This window comes from Levilactobacillus suantsaii (assembly GCF_004115745.1).
In the GTDB taxonomy this organism is placed as follows: Bacteria; Bacillota; Bacilli; order Lactobacillales; family Lactobacillaceae; genus Levilactobacillus; species Levilactobacillus suantsaii.
The window spans coordinates 62,205-83,513 of record NZ_QXIL01000004.1 but is presented as its reverse complement, the minus strand read 5'-3'; the positions used below and the strand labels follow the sequence as shown (position 1 = coordinate 83,513).

Genomic DNA, 21,309 nt, shown 5'->3' with positions numbered 1-21,309 from the left:
AAGGACGATTTTGTTTTGGTAATTGCAGTTTCTGGATGGACGATTTATACCATCGTCTTGATTTTGATTTTGGTCATCTGGGGGGGCTGGCAACTCAGCACGGTTATCCGGCGCAACCGGGTCGCGACCCTGATTGATGAAAAAACCTTTCAAGAAGGCATGCGCAAAGCCCAAGTGGTCGACCTGCGTGAAAAGAAGGACTTTAAAGCGGGGCACATCCTAGGCGCTCGCAGCATTCCGTTCTCAACCTTCCGGACGGCGCAAAACCAATTGCGGCCCGACTTGCCGGTCTATCTTTACGACCAAGGCAAGACGTTGAGTACCCGGGCAGCCATTACCCTGGGCAAAGCGGGTTTTCAGGAGATCTATATCTTGAAGACCGGTTACGCTCGCTGGGAAGGTAAAACCAAAAAAAGTAAGTATTAAGCTAACAGGCAGGTCAACTCCAGAGGTGGAGGGGGCCTGCCTGTTTTGGCCTCTAATTGGCCGTTTAACGGTTGTTAACTTGGCGGTGGGGAATTAGACGGAAATAGTATTTCAAGGCGCTGGTTAAGCACCGTACCGGCTTATTGCGCACACGAAAGCCCCCGGAACACTGACGAGAGGTGTTCCGGGGGCTTTGCGGGTCCCTCACAGGAGACCTTGCGATTAAACGTTAAGGCATAACGCTTACTGGATCTTCGTTGACGTCAACGACAGGTTGCTCCAGAACTCGTTGTTGGATGGGTCAATGTTGTAGCCTTTGACCCGCTTGTTAACTGGACTCCAAGTGTAAGCGAAGGAACCAGGGGCCACGGCGGCCTGTTCGTTCATGTAAGCTTGCCACTTCTTGAAGATCTTGGTCCGGTAGCTATCGTTCCAAGCCTTCTCACTGTTCATTTCATTCATCAACTTCGTGTTTTCTTTCGAAACGAAGTGACCCATGTTGTAAGGGGCTTCAACCCCGTACAGTTGCGTTGGCGTTGGTTCGGAAGACAGCCCCCAGGCAGCGGCGTAAACGTCAATCTTGCTTTGCTTTGGCGATTGCAGGGTGGAGTAGAAGCTGTTCATTTCCATGGTCTTGCCACCGGTCAACTGAACGTTCAAGCCAATCTTGTGCCATTGTTGCAGGTAATCTTGGTACTCAGCGGCTTGCGCGGAGGTCCCGGTCATGGCGCCGAAGTAGATGGTCAACTTCTTACCATTCGGATCGCTCCGCCACTTGCTGCCGTTACGCTTCTTGTAGCCGGCTTCATTCAAAAGCTGTTTAGCCTTCTTCAGGTTCAACGGGAAGCCTTTTTCGGAAGAATCCCAGTACTTCGTGAAGATTGGTGGAATCAGGGTGTTCGCCCGCCAAGTCATGCCGTACCCAAACTTCTTGGTGACTTGATCCAGGTTCAAGGCGTACATCATGGCTTGCCGCAAGTTCTTGTTGGCCATCTTGCTGTTCTTATCCATGACGTTCTTGCCTGTCTTAGTGTCGTAGTGGCCGACGTTAAAGCCGAAGTAGTCGTAACTCAAAGCGGCACTGCCGACCATCTTGTAATTCTTCAAGTTCTTTAATTGCTTGTAGTCGGTTCCGTGCATGACGCCACCAGGAGCCGTAAAGTCATACTTCTTGGACTGGATAGCCTTGTCGATGTTGTTCGAGGAAACCACGTTGATACTGATGTGCTTGATCTTTGGCGGCTTGCCGTAGTAGTACTTGTTCGGGGACCAAGTCGTAGATTCGCCTTCGACCACTTTATCCAGCTTGTAAGGCCCGGTGAAGATTGGGGATTTCCGAACTTGCTTGGAAGCGGCTAACTTAGCAATTGGCACGTTCTTGATATACTCGTAAGGTTCAACGGTCGTCCAGAGGAAGGAGTTCCCACTGAACTTCATGCTTGGTGAGATGCTGGAGTAGTGGATGACCACTTTCCGGCCCTTTTGACCGTCTGGGAAGGTGATACCGGAGATGGTCTTGGCTTTACCACTGTGATATGCGGCCATCCCTTTGATCCGAGCATAGTCAGAAGAGTACTGCTGTGACGTCGTCTTCTTATTGGCAATCACTTCATAAGGGTACTCCACGTCCTTAGCGGTGACCGGATCGCCGTTCGACCACTTGGCGTCTTTCCGCAGCGTTATAGTAGCCGTATTGTTCTTCCGGCTGAGCCGCAGGTTAGCTAACCCACCGTCGATGATCTTGTAGTTCTTGTCGACGTTAAAGAGGCTATCTGAACCACCAGGTGCAAAGACGTCGGAGTCTTCCGCGTTAGATGCCAAGACGGGGTCTGAAATCCCTTGGAACGGCGAGTCGTTTGGTTCGGCGACCTTCAGCGTGGTGTTGTTAGCGGCCGTCGTGCTCTTCGCCTTGTTGTTGTATGATTCGGAGAGCTTGACGGACGCGTTGTCGTTGGCGCCAGATGAGCTCTTCTTACTGCTACTGCTGGAACAAGCAGCCAGGCTCAAAGTGGCTAGCACGGCCATAGCCGAGAGTGCCAATTTCTTTTTTACCATATATGTTTCCCCCTTAAATAAAATCCTCATGAACGGGTGACCAGTCGGAGTTTCTAAAAGAAATCAGGGCTGGGTGAAGCTGGATATCGTCACTAACTGGATGGCACCATCTCCTTAACTGGGTGGAAGTGAAGTTAGTCGCCAGCGCCTTGACGTTGCGACGCGTCGGCGGCCCGGCGAATAACTTGACCGATGTAACTAATGGATAAACAAAGAATAATGATCTCTAACGCCGCAGGGAGCCAAGTCCACCAGTACTGGGTGATGTTGTTGGGGTCGTTGGCGTTAGCAATCATGGTCCCTAAAGACGGTGTCTGGGTCGGTAAGCCAAAGCCCAGGTAGGAGAGCCCGGTTTCGACCCCGATGTTTTCAGCGAAGGACAAGGTGGTGTCAACGATGATCAGTGACGAGATATTTGGCATGATCTCGCGAAAGATAATCTTAAAATTGCTAGTTCCCGAGGTCTTGGACGCGGCCACGTAATCCTTTTCCGATTCGGCCAAGGTCCGCGAACGAATCAACCGGGACGTGCCTTCCCAGTAAAAGATGGAGAAGATCAGCGTCAGAGTGATGGCGTTATAGTGCGGGATGATGGTGACCAATACGATGATCATCATGGTCATCGGTAGCATCATCATGAAGTCGTAGACCCGTTGCATGCCCCAGTCGATGTAACCGTTGAAGTAGCCGGAGATGAGTCCCCAGCAGATCCCGAAGGTGGACGAGATCACGGTCAGCCCGATAGCAATGCCAATCGAGTTTCTGGACCCCACGATGAGTTGCTTGGCGACGGAGCGACCGGCGGAATCGGCGCCGAGCCACATGCCGTCGGTGCCGGGGCGGTCAAAGTAGGCCATGATATTGGTCTGCATCATTTTGGGCGTGTTGATAAAGAGACTGGCAATCATCACGAAGAGGATGAAGCCCACCACGATGACTAGAGCGACCATCGCGGGTTTGTCGGCCTTGAATTCGTCCCAGACGATGCGGGCCGATGACGGCGTGGCTTCAGCCTCGGCTTCTTGCGAAAGCCGGGCGAGGTCGTTAGCCGAGACATTGGTGTTGCGGTTAAAGTTTTCTGCCATGGTGTTATCGACCTCCTATTCAATCCGAATCCGGGGATCGACAATACTCAAGATGATGTCTGAGAGCAGGGTCCCTAACAGATTCAAAATGCCATAAATTAAGACCAAAGCGGTGATGACGGTGTAGTCCCGATAGCTGATTGAGTTCACGAAGAGCAGGCCCATGCCGGGATAGGAGAAGACGGTCTCGGTGAAGATCGACCCGTTCAGTAAGCCGGTAATGGAGTAACCCGCGAAAGCCGCGATAGGTAACAGGGAGTTTCGGAAGATGTGGTGCCGGTAAACGTCCTTGTTCGGGACCCCTTTGGACCGGGCCGTCCGCACATAATCGGAACGTTTGGCATCGATGACTTCGGAACGCAGGTACTGGACGATGTTAACGGTACTGAACAGTGCTCCCAAAATAGCCGGTAAGAGAATATGATAGGCGCGAGACCAGATAGATTTAAAGCCGCTAGTCGCGTCCGCCGAAATCGACCCGGTCGTGGGGAACCACCCCAGCACGTAGCCGAAGATCCAGATACCGATGACCAAGATGACGAAGAAGGGGATGCAGTAGGTCACATAGGTGTAGACCCGGATAACCGTGTCGGGTAACTTTCCTTCATGCCGGCCGGCAAAGACGCCCATGGGTAACGCCAACGCGTAGGTCAAGACCATGGTCAGTAAGGCTAACCAGAGAGTGTTGGCCGCCCGGCTACTAATCAAGCGGGTGACCGGTTCTTGGTACTGGTAGCTGTTCCCCAGGTTACCGTGGAACAGATGGACCACCCAGTTCCAGTATTGCTGGTACCAGGGGTCGTACAGCCCATTGATTTTCATTAAATGGTGAATCTGGGCGGGGTCCGCCTTGGGGTTGATCGAGCCGGTAAACGGGTCACCGGGCATGGCTTTCGCCAGTAAGAAGACTAAAATACTTAAAATAATGACTTCGGGGATCATGATGAGGACCCGCCGTAAAATCGTTTTCCACATTAGACGTCCGCCTCGCTTTCCTGGTGGGCAAGTTGCTGGGCAATATCCGGTGGGAGGGCCACCTGATGGGTCGGCGACACGGCGACCAGCGGATAGGCCCGTCCGTTATCGTCGTAGTACTTATCCTGCTGCTCACGGTAGATTTCCTCAACGGCTAACCGGGAAGCCCGGTGTGCGGCGCGTTGGGACACGTCGGTGCGGGGAATCGCGGCTAGCAAACGCTTGGTGTAAATATGGAGCGGGTGATTATAGATATCGTCACAGGTCCCAATTTCAACCAAGCGACCGCGGTTCATGATGGCCAAATTGGTGCACATGTGGCGAACCACGCCTAAATCGTGGGAAATGAAGAGGTAGGAGATACCGAAGTCACGCTGAATCTTTTTCATGAAGTTCAGTACCTGAGCTTGCACGGACAAATCCAACGCGGACACGGGTTCATCGGCGATGATCAATTTGGGATTGGTCGCCACGGCCCGAGCGACCCCGATCCGTTGCCGTTGGCCCCCTGAAAATTGGTGAGGATACTTATACAGTGCATCGGCATCTAACCCAACGATGTCGAGAAGTTGCAAGACCCGCAGTTTCTCGTCTTGCTTACTGAGATGTTCAAAGTTCCGCAGGGGTTCGGCGATAATGTCTTCAATCCGTTTCCGAGGGTTCAAACTAGAGAGTGAATCCTGAAAAATCATCTGAACGTCGTGGTTATAGTCGAGCTTGCGCCGGTTGTTGCGGCGGGTGATGTCGTGTCCGTTGTAGAGAATCTGGCCGCTAGTGACCTTTTCGAGACCCACCACGGATTTACCGGTCGTTGACTTGCCCGACCCGGATTCACCCACCAAACCATAAGTTTCACCGGCTTCGATGTTGAAGCTGATACCGTCTACAGCGGGGACTTCGTCGGTGATGCGGTTCCAGAATCCCGACCGAATCGGGTAGTGGACCTTAAGATTTTTGATTTCAACTAAACTCATGGGGTCACCGGTCCTTTCTGCTGGTCGGGAAACGTGAAGACCTTGTAACAAGTGCAGCGGACCGAATGCCCCGGCGCCACCGTGTGCATGGTGGGTTCGGCTTCATGAGCGCTTTGCGGGACCCAGGGAATCCGAGGGGCAAAGCGGTCGCCGCCTTGGGGCATCCGTTGAAGGGAGGGCACGTTGCCCTGAATCACGTACAGGTCGTCGTTTTCGTTTTCCCGTTGGGGCATCGACCGTAGTAAGGAACGGGTGTAAGGGTGCTGGGGGGTGGTAAAAATCTGTTCGGCACTACCCTCTTCGACAATCTGTCCGGCGTACATCACGGCGACCCGGTCGGCCGTCTCGGCAACGACCCCTAAATCGTGGGTGATGAGGATGATGCCGGCGTGGTTCTCCTGTTGAATCGCCCGTAAGACGTCGAGGATCTGGGCTTGGATGGTCACATCGAGCGCGGTGGTCGGTTCATAGGCGATAATCAAATCGGGTTTGCAGGCAATCGCGATGGCGATGATGACCCGTTGGCGCATCCCACCGGAAAGTTCGTGGGGGAATTGCCGGGCGGTCCGTTTGGGGGCCACGATGCCGACTTGGTCCAGAAGTTCGAGGACCCGGGCGTGCTTGGCATCGCGCGACAAATCGGAGTGGTAGTCCATCACCTCACTGATTTGATCCTCCACGCGTTTTAACGGGTTAAGGGCTGACAAAGGATCTTGGAAGATCATGCCAATCTTAGCGCCCCGGTAATCATTGTACTGGTCGTCGGAGAGCTGCAGTAAATCGGTCCCTTCAAAATCAATCACGCCGGAAGTCTTAGTTTCGGCGGGGTCATGGAGTCCCATGATCGTCGTGGCCAAGGTACTCTTGCCGCAACCGGATTCGCCCACAATGGCCATAATTTCATCGCGGTGGACCTGCAGGTTGATGTGTGAGATGGCGTCATAAAAGCGCCCGTTAATCTTAAAGGCGGTGCTGACGTCCTGGATGTTCAGAAAGTTCGTTGCATTTTCCATGGAAAGCCCCCATTTTCTAATGTATCTCTCATTTTCAGGCAAACGCTAATGTAATCAGCGTTTTGATGAAGCTTTAATCTGATAATCGTTTATTGTGATTGATTATAGTTAATCAAATTCTCATTTTCAACCCTGTTTTATGAGAAAAGTCCTCAAACTTTATTCATGAATTATTCATAATCACCGCTAAGCGGGCATTAGCACGGGCTCCTGGGAAGATAAGAAAAAAGTAAGTGTCAGAAGCAAGGAACGGTCACAGGACTAACCAACGGCCTGGGGGTATGGCCGTGGTGACCACGCCAGCAGCAAGATGTGTACGGACTCGCCACGATTTCTCAGAATGGTGTTGAACCTGCGTCGTGCTTGACCCCAATTATTAACTAAATGAGTAGACGACTGCTGGAAGAACCACCTGGTAGGAATGGTTGTTTCACTTACTAGTCAGTAGGAGTCACCGTTAGAGTTGACTGGTGACGAGCCAAATTTTGGACAAAAAAAGCGTTGTTGGATGAATTAGCATCCAGCAACGCAGGTAACGGTCGGCCGGTGAGACGTCTTAGCCGTGGTGGGCGGCATGACTCTTACGGTTGGCTTTTTTACGGTTTTCTTCAAAGCGAGCTTCTTGGTCTTCGATGGGTTGGACGACCTTTTTCTTAAAGGAGAAGACGGCGCCGGCAACGGCACTGGCAGTAGCCACGACCCCAAAGAGGAACCCCTTGGTAAAATGTTTCATTTTAAGTGAACTCCTTTCAGTGGGCAAATCAATTATCCGCTTCCATTATGCAGGCTTGGCAGTGAAATAGCTAGTGATTTAACTCCATTTGGCCTTAAGTGGACGGTGGCCACATTTTTTCTGCGCGGGCGGCAGTCCTATGTTACCCTTAACTTATCTTAGATTGAGGGGACCCTGATTATGGAAAAAGTGTTGGCCATCGTGGGCCCGACAGCGGTCGGCAAGACTGCGTTGGCTTTGAAGTTGGCCCAAAAATTCAATGGTGAGATTATTTCTGGGGACTCGATGCAGGTGTATCGCCACCTGGATATTGGCACGGCCAAGGCCACCCCGGCCGAACAGCGGGTGGTGCCTCAGTATCTGATCGATGTGTGTGACGTCACTCAGCAGTTTACCGTGGCCCAGTTCGTGGTAGCCGCCCGGCCGTTGATCACGGCCATTACGGCTCGGGGTCATTTACCAATCATCGCGGGGGGAACCGGCTTTTATTTACAGGCGCTCTTCGATGGCTTGGCTTTGGGAGCCGATGCGCCGGGTGATCCTGAGATTCGGCAAACGTTACGCCAGGAAGCCGCCGAACAGGGCCCCGAAGCGTTGTGGCAGCGTCTACAACAACGTGACCCGGTAGCGGCCGCGAAGATTCCGCCGACTAATATCCGGCGGACGGTTCGCGCACTAGAGGTGATTCAGGTCACGGGCCAGTTGTTCTCCCAGCAGAAAAATGGGGGACCGACTTATGATGAGCAATATGTGGCGTTGACCACGGACCGTCAGTTGCTGTACCAACGTATCAATCAACGGGTGGATGTGATGGTTCAAAACGGGCTATTAGATGAAGTCCGCTGGCTGGCCCAGCAGGGTGGGAGTGCCTTACCCGCTGCCAGTGGCATTGGTTACCGCGAACTCTTACCAGTCTTAGACGATCCTGAGCGCTTAGCGGCGGGCATCGACCGCGTCAAGCAAGATTCCCGCCACTATGCCAAACGACAATTGACTTGGTTTCGGCACCAGACGATGGCCCGTTGGTTTAATCTCGTGCAACACCCGGAACAACAGGACCAGGTGGTGGATCTCGTCACCCGGTGGTGGGGGCATTAGTTTTTACGATTAACTAAAGATGGGGCGGAAAACGAGGTTCATGTTATAAAATCTAACACGATACCTTGACTCCCCCCGGTGGCGTGGTATGATATCGGTAGTGTTGAAGGGGGGTCGGTAGGTTGAAAGGTAAAGAACTTCGACGGTCACTGGCCGTTTTACCAATTGGAACCGTGATGAAATTGACGAGTTTGACTGCCCGGCAAATTCGGTACTACGAGGCGCAAGAACTTATTACGCCACAACGTAACGAAGGCAACCGGCGCATGTATTCGTTGAACGACGTCGACCGGTTGTTAGAAATCAAGGATTATCTCGATGATGGGGTCAACGTGGCGGGCATCAAGGCAATTTACACCCAGCAAGCCCAAGCGGCCGCGGCCAAAAAAGCAGCTCAAAAGCAGCCGTTGACGGACGAGGACGTGCGACACATCTTGCAGGATGAAATCTTGCGTCAGGGCGGCCTTAACCGGCCGAACGCTGCACACGAGCCGCACCGGCCTCTTTAGCAAGTAAGGTAGTTTGGCAGTTAAAAATTTGATAGGGAGCGATTTGAATGGCAAAACCGGCATACACAAAAGACGATATTCGTCAGATGGCGAAGGACGAAGACGTCAAGTTCTTGCGGTTAATGTTCACTGACCTGTTCGGTACGATCAAAAACGTGGAAGTCCCAATCAGTCAATTAGGAAAATTATTGGATAACAAGCTCATGTTTGACGGGTCTTCGATCGATGGCTTCGTCCGTATCGAAGAAAGTGACATGTACCTGTATCCCGACTTATCCACGTGGATGATCTTCCCGTGGAGTACGGAACGGGGCAAAATCGCCCGGGTCATCTGTGAGGTCTATAAGCCCAACGGCGAACCTTTCGAAGGCGACCCGCGGAACAACTTAATTCGGGTCCTCAGCGATATGCGTAAGGCCGGTTTTACCGACTTCAATATCGGTCCAGAACCGGAATTCTTCCTGTTCAAGATGGATGAAAACGGGAAGCCGACCATGGAATTAAACGATAAAGGGAGCTACTTCGACATGGCCCCGATGGACTTGGGGGAAAATTGCCGACGGGAAATCGTACTGACCCTGGAAAAAATGGGCTTTGACGTCGAAGCGGCCCATCACGAAGTGGCTCCTGGCCAACACGAAATCGACTTCAAGTATGCCGATGCGTTGACCGCGGCGGATAACATCCAGACCTTCAAACTGGTTGTCAAGACGATTGCCCGCAAGTACGGGCTGTTCGCAACGTTCATGCCGAAACCGTTGACGGGCATCAATGGCTCAGGGATGCACCTGAACATGTCGCTCTTCCACGACAAGGGCAACGCCTTTTACGACAAGCAGGGGAAGATGGAATTATCTGAAGACGCGTTCCACTTCCTGGGCGGTCTGTTGAAGCACGCCCGTAGCTTTACCGCTATCTGCAACCCCATTGTGAACAGCTACAAGCGGTTAGTGCCGGGGTACGAAGCGCCAGTTTACGTGGCCTGGTCCGGGTCGAACCGTTCACCATTGATCCGGGTCCCAAGCTCACGCGGCTTATCGACACGGTTAGAGTTGCGTAGCGTTGACCCGGCGGCCAATCCTTATTTGGCCATCGCAGCGGTCTTAGAGGCCGGCTTAGACGGCTTACGGAACCAGCTGGTCCCACAAGAGGCCGTGGACCGCAACATCTACCGGATGGATGCCGAGGAACGGCAAGAGAACCACATCACCAATTTGCCAGACACCTTGCATAACACCCTTAAGGATTTGGCGGCTGATGAGGTCATGCGTAACGCCATGGGGAATCACCTGTACCAGAGCTTCATCGAAGCCAAGAACCTCGAGTACAATTCCTACCGGACTCAGGTTTCCCAGTGGGAACGGGACCAGTACCTGGAACTCTACTAAAGGTTTAGGTAAAAATTTAAATTTTGAAACGGGACCGTTGATGGCGATGTCATCAACGGTCCTTTTGGGTCTTGGTATGACGGCCGTAGCGTTTGACCGAGGTAAAAGGGTCTACCGGGTAAATTATGGCGGTCGTCATTATAAAAAGTATTGTTTTTGGTCAAAATTGGGGCAAACTGCTTTATTCTGTGTCTTTTTTTGGTAACATGAACTTATAACCAATGTTCACGGCAGTGCCTAAGAACACGAGAATGAGGGATAATTCATGGAAAATCAAGAACAGCAAGCAAGTGCTGCCGACGTTTTAACCCAGGCAATCGCCAACAAACTCGATTACTTGAGCACGTTGCAGGCAGCGGTTCAACACGGCGATGACCGGCAAGTCTACGAATTACTTGACCAGGTCCGCTATCATAAAGAGGTCAAGAAGACCCGGGCGACTAAGACCGTGAATCATCTTGCGGAATTGGTCGACAATATTCACCCCCAGATCAGTCACTATTTAAGTGACCGGCTGATTGATTATTTGGGTCATATTTACCCGTTCTTTTACTATGACGAGTACACGACGGGCCTCTTTCACATTTATTTTGGGAACTGGTGGGATCGGCGCCTGTTTGGTGACCTCGATGTGATTAACGTTAAATTCGAGTTCGACCAGACGGAGTACCAGAAGCTCCAACAGTCCTTCAACCTGGAAAGTCAGCATCAACGCTTGAATACGGCGCAAATCGAGAAGATTTCGGCGCAAAGTGAAGACCTGCAAAAACTGATGGATGCGCAGCCAGTTCGGGATAATCAAAAGACCAAGTTGCGTGAACAATTAAAAGAAAATAGTCAAAAAAGTAGCCTGCCATGGGACTCCGGCAAATTAAAGGACGAACGGCAAGGCATCATCGACCAGTTGACGCAGTTGGCTGACCAGGACGAAAAAGCCTTGAACGCACACAAACTGATTAAGAAAAACGACGACCAAATCCTAGTGTTGTCCAAGGAAGACACGATTTTAAACTACGAAAAGCAAAGTATTCGGGATGCCTTTGACGACTTTGAACACTTTGAGGCCCACAATCAAAGCCTCTACGCTGACTACCTCAATAGTCTGATTGGCAAGAGTGAAGGCGGGGTGAAGGCTGATGATTAATGACAATGATCCAGCAACTCTGACGATTAGTGGTCGGTTGTTGAACTATAACGAGGCCATTAAGAGCGGGTTGGCTACCGGCTTAAAATTTACCCAGCTGATGGACCAACTGATCAAAACCCACGATGCCGATGAACTGGTCGCTGCGGCAACGGAACTGGCCGACTTTCAGTTGGATTCAGATTACGTGACCTTTCCGCACCAATACAGCAACGCGGACTACTACTTATTGTTCATGTCGCGGATGCTAGAACTGCATGATCAGGGTAAACACGTCATGCTGCAGTCCCGAGATCACCAAGAAGAATTGACCCAACAATTGACCCCCTTGGGTGACCGGGGAACCTTCAACTTTCGGGTCGAGACCTCCGCTAATGGTGGCGTCTTCTACCGCGAGAAAGCGACGGGCCAATCGCTCTTTTACTTAAATTTAGACCGCAAGATGTTTCGGTTTAACAGCCACGCGCTAACTCAACTGTTCATCATTGATCTGCACGAGACGGTCCCTGCCGATACGGTCAAATCTTCCGTTCAGGTTTTGGTCGACTTTGCCCGGTATCTGAAAGAGGACTATGGCTACTCCGTGGACTTCAACATTTTAGACGCGGCGAACCGACAGAATTATGCCGTGCGTTCGGCAGATTTACCAGCCGGTGTGGTTGACCGGCTGTTCGTGGCTGCGGCGAAGCACGATTACATGCTGACCAACGGGGCGAACGGCAACGGGGCCCGCATCGAACTGGATAAGGGCGTGACCGTGGACATTTTCAACAACCAACTGGAGGGTCAACCGGAATGGGTCCTGACCGTCCACGATGATGAACAGAAGATCTCCTGGTTTGATATCCTGTTACGTTACCCGTTCATGCGGGATTGGTACTTAGAAAATTTGAATGATTTAGAGGTCGTTTCGGATCCCTTGATTTTTAGCTAGGAGGAACGTGTGTGTTAGAACTTGCCAAACTCGTGCAACAGTCCATCGCGCTGGATGAGCAGATCACCCGCGACCGTGATCTCGAACTGTCGCGCACCCGTCAGATTGAAAACGCCTACGTGGCGCTGGACGTTGAACTAGCCGAAGTGGCCAACACTTCAGAATGGTTCAAAGTCTGGAAGACCCACCGGGGGAAAAGTGACCCGAACAAAACGCCACGGGAAACGCTGTTGACGGAGTACACCGACGCGCTAGATTTCTTCTTATTAGTGGCGGCCAAGAAGACCTGGACGCAACTGATCATGCTTAAGGAAGAGGACTTGACCTTGCTGGAAAAGAGTCGGCCGGCCAAAGACCTCGACCAACAATACTTAATCTTGAAACGGATGGTCTTTAACAGTCACTTCAGCCACCGGCAAGATGATTTTCGCCACGCTTGGCGGCTCTTCTTGAAATGGGGCTTCGTTGATTTAGGCTTCAGTCAAGATGAGATTCAAGCGGCTTACGAAGCCAAACGTGAGGTCAACTTAAAGCGTCAGTCAGCGGATTACTAATTATTAAGTTAACAGCTAGCAAGAAATGCGCCCAGCTAAATCTAGCTGGGCGCATTTTATGGTTTGATGGCAGGAAAAAGGCTTGACAGGAGCAGGGGCTTCCGGTACAATTCTCATGTTGTATTTGTGGACTTCCACAGCTGCAACCGCTCGGAACGAGTTTCTAAGTGTCGCTTTGCGGCCACTTGTCTTCGGCGAGTCTAAGTCTTAACTTATAAGGAGGTGCACATAGATGTACGCAATTATCGTAACTGGCGGTAAGCAGTACAAGGTCGAAGCTGGCCAAGCTGTTTACGTGGAAAAGTTAAACGTCGAAGCCGGCGCTAAGGTCACTTTTGACCAAGTCGCTTTCGTCGGTGGTGAGACGCCTAAGATTGGGACGCCTACTGTAGATGGCGCAACTGTTACGGGAACTGTTGAAAAGCAGGGCCTGGAAAAGAAGGTTGTGACCTACAAGTACAAGCCTAAGAAGGGTCAACACACCAAGAAGGGTCACCGTCAACCATACACCAAGGTTGTCATTGACGCCATTAACGCTTAAAGATTAAAGGAGCGAGTCCGGATGATTCAAGCTACGATCCATCGCGGATCCGATCGAATCAATTCATTTCAAATCACTGGCCACGCCGATTCCGGTGAATATGGTCAGGACATCGTCTGTGCCGCGGTCTCGGTGCTTGCGATTACGACGGTCAACGGGTTACAACGGGTCGCTAAGATTCCAGTTACCGTGGACAATCGTAATCAGGCGGGGGGCTTTCTGGAAGTGCACCTGCCACCAAAGCTGGAAGCAACGACCGAACTTAAGGGACAAACGTTACTCCAGAGTTTTGCGGATGGATTACGGGACGTCGCCACGAATTATGCCGACTTCATTCACTTGAACGAAGTCGTTGATTAAATTCACGGGGGTGAAACAATATGTTGATGAACATGAACTTACAATTCTTCTCTCACCATAAAGGTGGTGGGTCCACTGCCAACGGGCGGGATTCTGCAGGTCGTCGTCTTGGGACGAAGGCTGCCGACGGTTCAACCGTAACTTGCGGTTCTATCCTTTACCGGCAACGGGGCACGCACATCTACCCAGGCCAAAACGTTGGTCGTGGTGGAGATGACACCTTATTTGCTAAGGCAGCTGGTGTGGTTAAATTCGAACGCTTAGGTCGCCACAAGCGCCAAGTATCCGTTTACCCAGTTGCTGAAGAAGCAGCTAAATAATCACGGGGTTTTCCTCGTACGACTGAAGAGCTTGAGGCGAGACCAATTCGCTTTGAGCTCTTCTTTTGTTCCACAACCTTGAGGAGGGGTTAGGATGGCCACAAGAATCGAACGGTTACGCGCCGCATTGCCGGCGTTAAGTGTAGATAGTTTCTTAATTCAGGCACCCAGCAACCAACGTTACCTAGTTGGTGCTAGTGTGTTAGCCGGTGACGGCTACGTCTTGGTGACGCCCAAACGGGTGGTCTTCATCACCGACGCCCGTTACCAAACGGAGTTGCAGACGACGGTGCCTCAAGTTGAACTGGTCATCACCAGAAACTACCTGCAAGCAGTCAACGACGTGTTACAGGCCGACCAAGCGACGGTGTTGGGCTTCGAAGACACGTTGAGTTGGCGGGAGTTTTCCTGGTTAGATGAAAACCTATTGGCCGACCCGGTCCCCTTAACGGGCGTAGTCGACCAATTACGGCAGGTCAAGGATTCCAGTGAAATTGCGGCCTTACGGCACGCTACGGCTTTGACCAGTCAGGGCCTAGAAGCGTTGTTTAAAGTCCTACGCCCGCAAATGACGGAACGGGCCGCGGCATTATGGCTGACCCGCTGGATGCAAGACCACGGCGCGATTGGCGAGAGCTTTGCGACCATTGTGGCCAGTGGGGCCCGAAGTGCCTGGCCCCACGCCCAGGCCAGTGACCACCCCCTCGAACAGAACGCTTTGGTGACCATCGACTGTGGATTTTACGTGGACGGGTACACGTCTGACGTGACGCGGACCGTGGCGCTGGGCGACCCGGGTCCAGCGTTGACCGCCGCGTACCGAGCCGTCCAGACCGCCCAGGAGAAGATCAAGGCGGCAGTTAAACCCGGTGTCACCGGCGCAGAGTTGGACCAAATCGGGCGTGAGTATCTGACCCAGGCCGGGTACGGTCAAGCCTTTATCCACGGGACCGGACACGGCATTGGCTTAGATATTCATGAGGGCCCCAACATTGGTGCTGGTTGGCCAGACAAATTGGTGGCCAACCAGGTCATCACCGTAGAACCGGGCGCCTATTTCCCGCAACAAGGCGGGATTCGCATCGAAGACGACTTACTGGTGACCCCCAGTGGTCACGAGGAGTTGACCTCGGTGCCGCGAGAGTTAATTATTTTGTAAACTAACCCCCTGTCTTGCTTTTTAGGGGGGAGAATTGATATTATAAAGAGGACATCTTTTAGGAGGCTGACACATTATGGCAATTTCAACTGCTAATTTCAAAAATGGTTTAACCATCGAAGTCGATCACGCTATCTGGCGGATCATGGAGTTCCAGCACGTTAAACCCGGTAAGGGTGGCGCATTCGTGCGGACGAAGCTGAAGAACTTACGGACTGGTGCCGTGCAAGAAAAGACTTTCCGGTCCGGGGCTAAGATGGAACAGGCGGACATCCAAACGCGCAGTATGCAATACTTGTACGAAGATGGCGACAGCCGGGTCTTCATGGATACGGACAACTACGAACAAATCGCGGTACCAAACGATACCATCAAAGATCAACTCCCATTCTTGCAAGAAAACATGAACGTGGATTTGATCCAGTACAACGCCGAAGTGTTGGGCATCGAAGTGCCAAACACGGTCGTCTTAGAAGTGGCTTCAACGGAACCGGGCATCAAGGGGAACACCGCTTCCGGTGGCTCCAAGCCGGCAACTATGACCACGGGCTTAGTGGTTCAAGTGCCTTTCTTCGTTAACGAAGGCGACAAGTTATCCATCAACACGCAGGACTCGACTTACATTTCTCGGGCCTAAGTGCAACGGACTTAACTGACGTTTAATCTGTAAGGGAGGGTCAATGAATGGCAGAAGATACGAATATTATTTTAGAATCCAAGGAACCGGCCTTAGGAAAGATTGAAGTCGCGCCGCAAGTTCTTGAAATCATTGTCGGCATTGCGGCTAGTCAGACCGAGGGCGTGGCCCGGATGCGGGGTTCTTTGGCGAACAGCGTAACGGAGCTGTTTGGCAAAAAAGAACACGGTAAGGGTGTCAAATTGACGTTTGATGGCGACGAACTCGCTGTGGACGTTTACGTTTACCTGAACTACGGTGTCGCCGTTCCCAAGGTTGCCTTAGCCATTCAGGATAGCGTCAAGCAACAATTGTTGTTCATGACGGACCTTGACTTGCGTGAAGTCAACGTTCACGTGGAAGGCGTCATTCCCGAAAAGACGGCGCAACAGGTCGATCCTGATCACCTGTTCAACCAATCAGATGAAGGAGACAGTGAGCAATCGTGACACTTACACGACATCAAATTCGGGAGCGGGCTTTTCAAATGCTGTTCGCCCTCAATGCCAACGCGGACGCTGACCAAGAGGCACTCTACCAACGAGTGTTAACGGATGATCCGGACCAAACGGTTCCCGTGCCCGAGTATCTGCAGACGTTGGTCACCGGGGTGTTAGACCACCAACGGGACCTAGACGCTGAGATTACGCGTTACTTGAGTGCCGGCTGGCAACTGCAACGGATTGCGAAGACTGACCTGGTGATTTTACGCCTGGCATTCTTCGAAATCGATCACGTCACCGATGTGCCGAACCGAGTGGCCGTCAACGAAGCCTTGGAATTAGCCAAGAACTTTAGTGATGACCGGTCGCGGCGGTTCATCAACGGGGTCTTGGCCCACACGTTAGATGACGAGGCCAGTGACGACGCGCAAGCGTAATCAGTGCCTGACGTGACGTCTTAGGGTCACCCAATCAAAAAAATAATCACTAACCGGTGCTTCAGGACTTTGAGTTCTTGAAGCGCCGGTTTTGTGTTTTTTCGGAGTTTTTCGGGTTCTTGCACCCGACCGGGTTCGTTTTCAGTTCAAATATGCTAGAATTAGACATGACTTTGTGGGTGCCGTAACCTGACACCGACAACATTGGTGATCATTTATGAGAATCACTGATGAAATTACTTTACTATGAGACGGGGGAAGTTAACATGACGACCATCATTGATGGCAGACAGTTGGCCCGTGAGCTGAACGCAAAGACCCAGCAACGCGTGGCCCAGCTAGCCCAACGGGGGATTACGCCCGGACTAGCAGTCATCATCGTGGGGACAGACCCTGCAAGTTCGATTTACGTTCGTAATAAACATAAGAAGGCCGGGCAACTGGGGATTCGTTCCGTGGTCCGGACGTTTTCACCAACGGTCAGCCAAACGGAATTATTGGCGGCCGTGGCGGAATACAACGCCGATCCCACAATCGACGGGATCCTGGTGCAATCACCACTCCCGGCAGGGTTAGATGAGCGGGCAGTTTTTGACGCTATTGCCCCAGAAAAGGACGTTGACGGGTTCCATCCGCTGAATACCGGCAAATTATTCGGGAATCTTCCCGGACCTTACCCCGTATCCTGCACGCCACAGGGGATTATGACCATGCTGAAGAGCCTCCACCAGCCACTGGCAGGGAAGCGGGCCGTGGTGGTTGGACGCAGTAACATTGTCGGACGGCCGATGGCGGCGTTGCTCTTAAATGCCAATCTCGTGGTCACGGTCGCCCACCGCTACGCTCAAGATTTGCGGGCACTGACCAAGACGGCCGACGTCTTGGTGGTGGCGACGGGCATTACCCACTTGATTAAAGCTGCCGACGTGAAGCCGGGGGCCATCGTGATTGACGTGGGCATGGATCGCGACGCTCAGGGCAAATTGACCGGCGACGTCGACTTTGATGCGGTCAGTCCCGTAGCGGGGGCCATCACCCCAGTACCTGGCGGTGTGGGGCCGATGACGATTGCAACGTTGATGCAACAGACCGTGGATTTATGTGAGTGGAGGGAACAACGTGGCAACAACTGATTACTTAACGGTCACAGCGTTGACCCAATATTTAAAACGCAAGTTCGACATGGACCCTTATTTGGGCAAGGTCTATCTGACCGGAGAGATTTCCAACTTCCGGTTACGGCCGCACGCGCATCAATACTTTAGTTTGAAAGACGACCACGCTAAGATCAACGCGATCATGTTTCGCTCAGCCTTTGAAAAGTTGAAGTTCACTCCCGAAACGGGGATGAAGGTCCTGGTCGTTGGCCGTATCTCGTTGTATGGGCCCAGTGGGAACTATCAAGTCTACGTGGAGCGCATGGAACCAGACGGGGTGGGGCAACTCTACCAGGCCTATGAACAATTGAAACGTAAACTCGCTAGCGAAGGGCTGTTCACGGCGCCCAAGCAGGCGTTACCACGTTTTCCCAAGCGGATTGCCGTGGTGACCAGTCCGAGTGGGGCCGTGATTCGCGATATCATGACGACCACCAAACGACGTTTTCCCATCGCCCAGATTGTCTTATACCCGGCGTTGGTCCAGGGCCAAGAAGCGGCGGATGACATCGTGCGTCAGATTACCAGGGCTAACGCCAACGGTAGTTTTGACACCTTGATTATTGGTCGGGGCGGGGGGTCCATCGAAGACCTCTGGCCGTTCAACGAGGAGAAGGTCGCCCGGGCCATTGCGGCCAGTACCTTACCTGTGATTTCATCGGTCGGCCACGAAACGGATACCACCATCGCCGATCTGGTGGCTGACGTACGGGCGGCAACCCCGACCGCAGCGGCTGAACTGGCGGTGCCGGTCTTAAGTGATGAGTTGGTCAAGCTCCAACAACAGCAGACCCGCTTGGTCAACGCAATGGCTAACCGCATCAAGTTACGCCAGGAACGGTTGAACCAATTGATGACCAGCTATGTGTTCCAACAGCCACAACGGTTATACGAGACCTACGTGCAGCGGCTGGACAACGCGCAACAGGGGTTGACTCAGCGGATGCAACTACAACTCCAGCAGCGCCAGCAGCGCGTTCAATTGGTCACCCAACGGTTACAGAGTCAAACGCCACTAGCATTAGTGCGCCAGGACCAACAACAGGTCACGGTCACGACGGAACGGCTGACCAACGAGATTCACCGGTACTTGACGACGCAGGAGAATCGCGTGGCCCAACTGGCTAGCGGATTGGACTATTTGAGCCCGTTGAAGATCATGAGCCGCGGATACAGTTACGTGACACAAGATGATCAGATTATTCGTCAAACGGCTGCTTTGAAGCCGGGACCTGCCACGATTCACTTGAGTGACGGGACGGCCGAAGCCGAAATCAAGACTATTAAACCAGCAACGGAGGCTAAACATGACTGAAGAAGCACCAAAACCAACCTTTGAAGAAAATTTGAGTACCTTAGAAAACATCGTGACCCAATTGGAAAAAGGTGATGTCCCCTTGGAACAGGCCTTAGCCCAATTCCAAAAGGGCGTGGCGTTGAGTAAGACGTTGCAAACGACCCTGCAAGACGCTGAAAAGACGTTGACCACCATGATGAACGATAACGACCAGGAGGTTCCATTTGAAAAGCCGCAGGGAGGCCAAACGGATGCCCAGTAACGCACGTCAACGCTTAAGTGATTTTGAACAGGCGTGGGTGCCCCGGTTGAATGCGCCGTTAGCCGCGGCGGTGCAGGCAGACACCACCGACGTCCGGCTGGCTGAAGCCATGACGTACTCGTTGTTGGCTGGCGGCAAGCGGTTGCGGCCGTTACTGACGGTGGCAACGTTGACTACGGTCGGCGGCCAGTTCGACGATGACCGTGATTGGCGGCCCGTGATGGCGTTAGAGCTATTACATACCTATTCGCTGATTCACGACGATCTACCGGCGATGGACAACGACCCCTTACGCCGCGGAGAACCTACGAACCACATGAAGTTTGGGGCCGGGATGGCCACCTTAGCCGGCGATGGGTTGTTGACGCTGGCCTTTCAGTGGCTGACCGCCACGGACTTGCCTAGTGAGACCAAGGCTGCGTTGGTCAGTGGCTTAGCCCACGCGGTTGGTCCTAACGGCATGGTCGCGGGGCAAGCGCGCGACATTCAGTCCGAACAAGTGACTCTGTCGATGCCGCAGTTACAGACGCTTCACCGCGAAAAGACCGGCGCTTTGTTGCATTACGCGGTCGAAGCCGGCTTGATTCTGGGCGGCTTACCCACGGCGCAATGGCAACCGTACTTACGGTTCGCTGATGCTTTTGGGCTGGCCTTTCAGATTTACGATGATATTTTAGACGTCGTGGCGACGCCCGAAGAATTAGGCAAGGCCACGCAAAAGGACGCCGGCGAAGCCAAGAACACGTACCCCGGACACTTGGGTTTACAGGGCGCTAATCAGGCGCTGATCGACACGATCGCTAGTGGACAAAAAGCCCTGAAAGCCTTACCGAGTGGGCAAGATGCGAGTTTATTAGCGGCATTCTTTAGTTACTTTAAAACGGATCGGGTGAAGGCATGAAGAAAAAACGCGTCGCAGATTTATTAGTGGAGCAGGGCCTCTACACCTCGCTGGACGACGCCAAGCGCGCCGTGATGGCCGGGGAGATTTTGGGGACCAATGAAGAACGGCTCGATAAACCCGGGTCGTTAGTGCCTATCGATACTGAACTTCACCGCAAGGGGCATCCGTTGCCGTACGTGTCGCGCGGCGGTTTCAAGCTTGCCAAGGCCCTGGAAGTTTTTGGTATCGACGTCACCGACCAGGTGGTCTTAGACATTGGGTCGTCGACCGGGGGCTTTACCGACGTGATGCTTCAAAACGGAGCCAAGTTGAGTTACGCTCTCGATGTCGGCAGTAACCAGTTAGTCTGGAAACTCCGGCAAGACCCGCGGGTCATCGTAATGGAACACACTAACTTTCGCTACAGTCAATTGCGTGACTTTACCCACGGGCAACCGACCTTTGCGTCAATCGACGTGTCGTTCATCTCGTTGAAGATGATTTTGCCGCCGTTGAAGGCCATTTTGAAGGTTGGCGGTGACGTGGCGGCGCTCATCAAGCCCCAATTCGAGGCCGAACGTGACCAGGTCGGCGCGCACGGTATCGTCCGGGATCGTGCCGTCCACGAGGCTGTGATCCAAGAGATCATCGACTTTGCACTAGCTAACGGGTACAGTGTGTTGGGCCTCGATTTTTCCCCCATCAAGGGTGGCGAGGGCAATATCGAATTTTTGATACACTTGCATTCGGTTGATAAAGATGCAGTTTGTGCGGATACCGTGTCGGTCGCTAAGACCGTTACGGCAGCCTATGCGGACTTAAAGCACTAGATTATGAGAAAATTGAATATACTTCCCAATTGCTTAGCGCTGGTATATGATAGATT

At 52.5% G+C, this 21,309-nt stretch carries 25 protein-coding genes and 1 other annotated feature; of the genes, 19 read left to right on the top strand and 6 right to left on the bottom strand.

Translation table 11 applies throughout. The annotated features are described in order from the left end of the window. Positions 1-15 precede the first annotated feature (15 nt). Positions 16-426, top strand: coding sequence for a rhodanese-like domain-containing protein (locus DXH47_RS03305; RefSeq protein WP_129031663.1), 411 nt, complete (start codon positions 16-18; stop codon positions 424-426). Positions 427-669: 243 nt separating this feature from the next. On the opposite strand, the gene DXH47_RS03300 is transcribed toward DXH47_RS03305, so the two are convergent. The 6 genes from DXH47_RS03300 to DXH47_RS03275 form a co-directional block, all read right to left on the bottom strand. Then, positions 670-2,481 carry an oligopeptide ABC transporter substrate-binding protein gene (locus tag DXH47_RS03300; protein ID WP_129031662.1) on the bottom strand — a complete coding sequence of 604 codons (1,812 nt, stop codon included), beginning with the start codon at positions 2,479-2,481 and terminating at the stop codon, positions 670-672. 134 nt (positions 2,482-2,615) lie between these two features. Then, a complete protein-coding gene (locus DXH47_RS03295; RefSeq protein ID WP_129031661.1) occupies positions 2,616-3,566 on the bottom strand; it encodes an ABC transporter permease in 951 nt (316 codons plus the stop codon). Between the two features lie 15 nt (positions 3,567-3,581). After that, positions 3,582-4,541 carry an ABC transporter permease gene (locus DXH47_RS03290; protein WP_129031660.1) on the bottom strand — a complete coding sequence of 320 codons (960 nt, stop codon included), beginning with the start codon at positions 4,539-4,541 and terminating at the stop codon, positions 3,582-3,584. Next, positions 4,541-5,515 (bottom strand): ATP-binding cassette domain-containing protein, encoded by a 975-nt coding sequence (locus tag DXH47_RS03285; protein ID WP_129031659.1) that lies wholly within the window; start codon positions 5,513-5,515, stop codon positions 4,541-4,543. Before DXH47_RS03285 ends, DXH47_RS03290 begins: the two co-directional genes overlap by 1 nt. Beyond that, positions 5,512-6,528, bottom strand: a complete 1,017-nt coding sequence (locus DXH47_RS03280; protein ID WP_129031658.1) for an ABC transporter ATP-binding protein — start codon at positions 6,526-6,528, stop codon at positions 5,512-5,514. Before DXH47_RS03280 ends, DXH47_RS03285 begins: the two co-directional genes overlap by 4 nt. Before the next feature lie 556 nt (positions 6,529-7,084). Further along, entirely contained in the window at positions 7,085-7,261 is a 177-nt protein-coding gene (locus tag DXH47_RS03275) for a DUF3042 family protein (protein ID WP_129031657.1), read from the bottom strand. Positions 7,262-7,441: 180 nt separating this feature from the next. On the opposite strand from DXH47_RS03275, the gene miaA reads away from it, so the two are divergent. From miaA to DXH47_RS03185, 18 genes are all read left to right on the top strand, one after another. Continuing rightward, positions 7,442-8,359, top strand: coding sequence for a tRNA (adenosine(37)-N6)-dimethylallyltransferase MiaA (gene miaA / locus DXH47_RS03270; protein ID WP_129031656.1), 918 nt, complete (start codon positions 7,442-7,444; stop codon positions 8,357-8,359). A 122-nt stretch (positions 8,360-8,481) separates the two neighbouring features. Then, positions 8,482-8,868, top strand: coding sequence for a MerR family transcriptional regulator (locus tag DXH47_RS03265; RefSeq protein WP_129031655.1), 387 nt, complete (start codon positions 8,482-8,484; stop codon positions 8,866-8,868). 47 nt (positions 8,869-8,915) lie between these two features. Further along, the gene (gene glnA / locus DXH47_RS03260; RefSeq protein WP_129031654.1) at positions 8,916-10,256 is read left to right on the top strand and encodes a type I glutamate--ammonia ligase; all 1,341 of its coding nucleotides are present in this window, start codon (positions 8,916-8,918) and stop codon (positions 10,254-10,256) included. A gap of 265 nt (positions 10,257-10,521) precedes the next feature. Continuing rightward, positions 10,522-11,400 carry an exonuclease SbcC gene (locus DXH47_RS03255; RefSeq protein ID WP_129031653.1) on the top strand — a complete coding sequence of 293 codons (879 nt, stop codon included), beginning with the start codon at positions 10,522-10,524 and terminating at the stop codon, positions 11,398-11,400. Then, on the top strand, positions 11,393-12,334 hold the full coding sequence (locus DXH47_RS03250) for a hypothetical protein (RefSeq protein WP_129031652.1): 942 nt from the start codon (positions 11,393-11,395) through the stop codon (positions 12,332-12,334). Before DXH47_RS03255 ends, DXH47_RS03250 begins: the two co-directional genes overlap by 8 nt. A gap of 11 nt (positions 12,335-12,345) precedes the next feature. Beyond that, entirely contained in the window at positions 12,346-12,888 is a 543-nt protein-coding gene (locus DXH47_RS03245) for a dUTP diphosphatase (protein WP_129031651.1), read from the top strand. Positions 12,889-13,022: 134 nt separating this feature from the next. Next, positions 13,023-13,100, top strand: a sequence feature (ribosomal protein L21 leader region). A 20-nt stretch (positions 13,101-13,120) separates the two neighbouring features. Next, positions 13,121-13,429: a 50S ribosomal protein L21 gene (rplU, locus tag DXH47_RS03240; RefSeq protein WP_129031650.1), complete on the top strand. Its 309-nt coding sequence runs from the start codon at positions 13,121-13,123 to the stop codon at positions 13,427-13,429. Positions 13,430-13,450: 21 nt separating this feature from the next. Continuing rightward, complete coding sequence (locus DXH47_RS03235) at positions 13,451-13,789, top strand: ribosomal-processing cysteine protease Prp (RefSeq protein ID WP_129031649.1); 339 nt, start codon at positions 13,451-13,453, stop codon at positions 13,787-13,789. A 26-nt stretch (positions 13,790-13,815) separates the two neighbouring features. Beyond that, complete coding sequence (gene rpmA / locus DXH47_RS03230; protein WP_129031729.1) at positions 13,816-14,109, top strand: 50S ribosomal protein L27; 294 nt, start codon at positions 13,816-13,818, stop codon at positions 14,107-14,109. A 94-nt stretch (positions 14,110-14,203) separates the two neighbouring features. After that, entirely contained in the window at positions 14,204-15,268 is a 1,065-nt protein-coding gene (locus DXH47_RS03225) for a M24 family metallopeptidase (RefSeq protein WP_129031648.1), read from the top strand. A gap of 76 nt (positions 15,269-15,344) precedes the next feature. Further along, on the top strand, positions 15,345-15,905 hold the full coding sequence (gene efp, locus DXH47_RS03220; RefSeq protein ID WP_129031647.1) for an elongation factor P: 561 nt from the start codon (positions 15,345-15,347) through the stop codon (positions 15,903-15,905). 47 nt (positions 15,906-15,952) lie between these two features. Then, positions 15,953-16,393 carry an Asp23/Gls24 family envelope stress response protein gene (locus tag DXH47_RS03215; RefSeq protein WP_129031646.1) on the top strand — a complete coding sequence of 147 codons (441 nt, stop codon included), beginning with the start codon at positions 15,953-15,955 and terminating at the stop codon, positions 16,391-16,393. Next, on the top strand, positions 16,390-16,824 hold the full coding sequence (gene nusB, locus DXH47_RS03210; RefSeq protein WP_129031645.1) for a transcription antitermination factor NusB: 435 nt from the start codon (positions 16,390-16,392) through the stop codon (positions 16,822-16,824). Before DXH47_RS03215 ends, nusB begins: the two co-directional genes overlap by 4 nt. A gap of 266 nt (positions 16,825-17,090) precedes the next feature. Continuing rightward, positions 17,091-17,957 (top strand): bifunctional 5,10-methylenetetrahydrofolate dehydrogenase/5,10-methenyltetrahydrofolate cyclohydrolase, encoded by an 867-nt coding sequence (locus DXH47_RS03205; RefSeq protein ID WP_129031644.1) that lies wholly within the window; start codon positions 17,091-17,093, stop codon positions 17,955-17,957. 49 nt (positions 17,958-18,006) lie between these two features. After that, positions 18,007-19,296 carry an exodeoxyribonuclease VII large subunit gene (xseA, locus tag DXH47_RS03200; protein WP_233449241.1) on the top strand — a complete coding sequence of 430 codons (1,290 nt, stop codon included), beginning with the start codon at positions 18,007-18,009 and terminating at the stop codon, positions 19,294-19,296. Further along, positions 19,289-19,540 (top strand): exodeoxyribonuclease VII small subunit, encoded by a 252-nt coding sequence (locus DXH47_RS03195; protein ID WP_129031642.1) that lies wholly within the window; start codon positions 19,289-19,291, stop codon positions 19,538-19,540. Before xseA ends, DXH47_RS03195 begins: the two co-directional genes overlap by 8 nt. Beyond that, positions 19,530-20,441: a polyprenyl synthetase family protein gene (locus tag DXH47_RS03190; protein WP_129031641.1), complete on the top strand. Its 912-nt coding sequence runs from the start codon at positions 19,530-19,532 to the stop codon at positions 20,439-20,441. The genes DXH47_RS03195 and DXH47_RS03190 overlap by 11 nt, the downstream gene beginning before the upstream one ends. Next, positions 20,438-21,253 (top strand): TlyA family RNA methyltransferase, encoded by an 816-nt coding sequence (locus tag DXH47_RS03185; RefSeq protein ID WP_129031640.1) that lies wholly within the window; start codon positions 20,438-20,440, stop codon positions 21,251-21,253. Before DXH47_RS03190 ends, DXH47_RS03185 begins: the two co-directional genes overlap by 4 nt. Positions 21,254-21,309 lie beyond the last annotated feature (56 nt).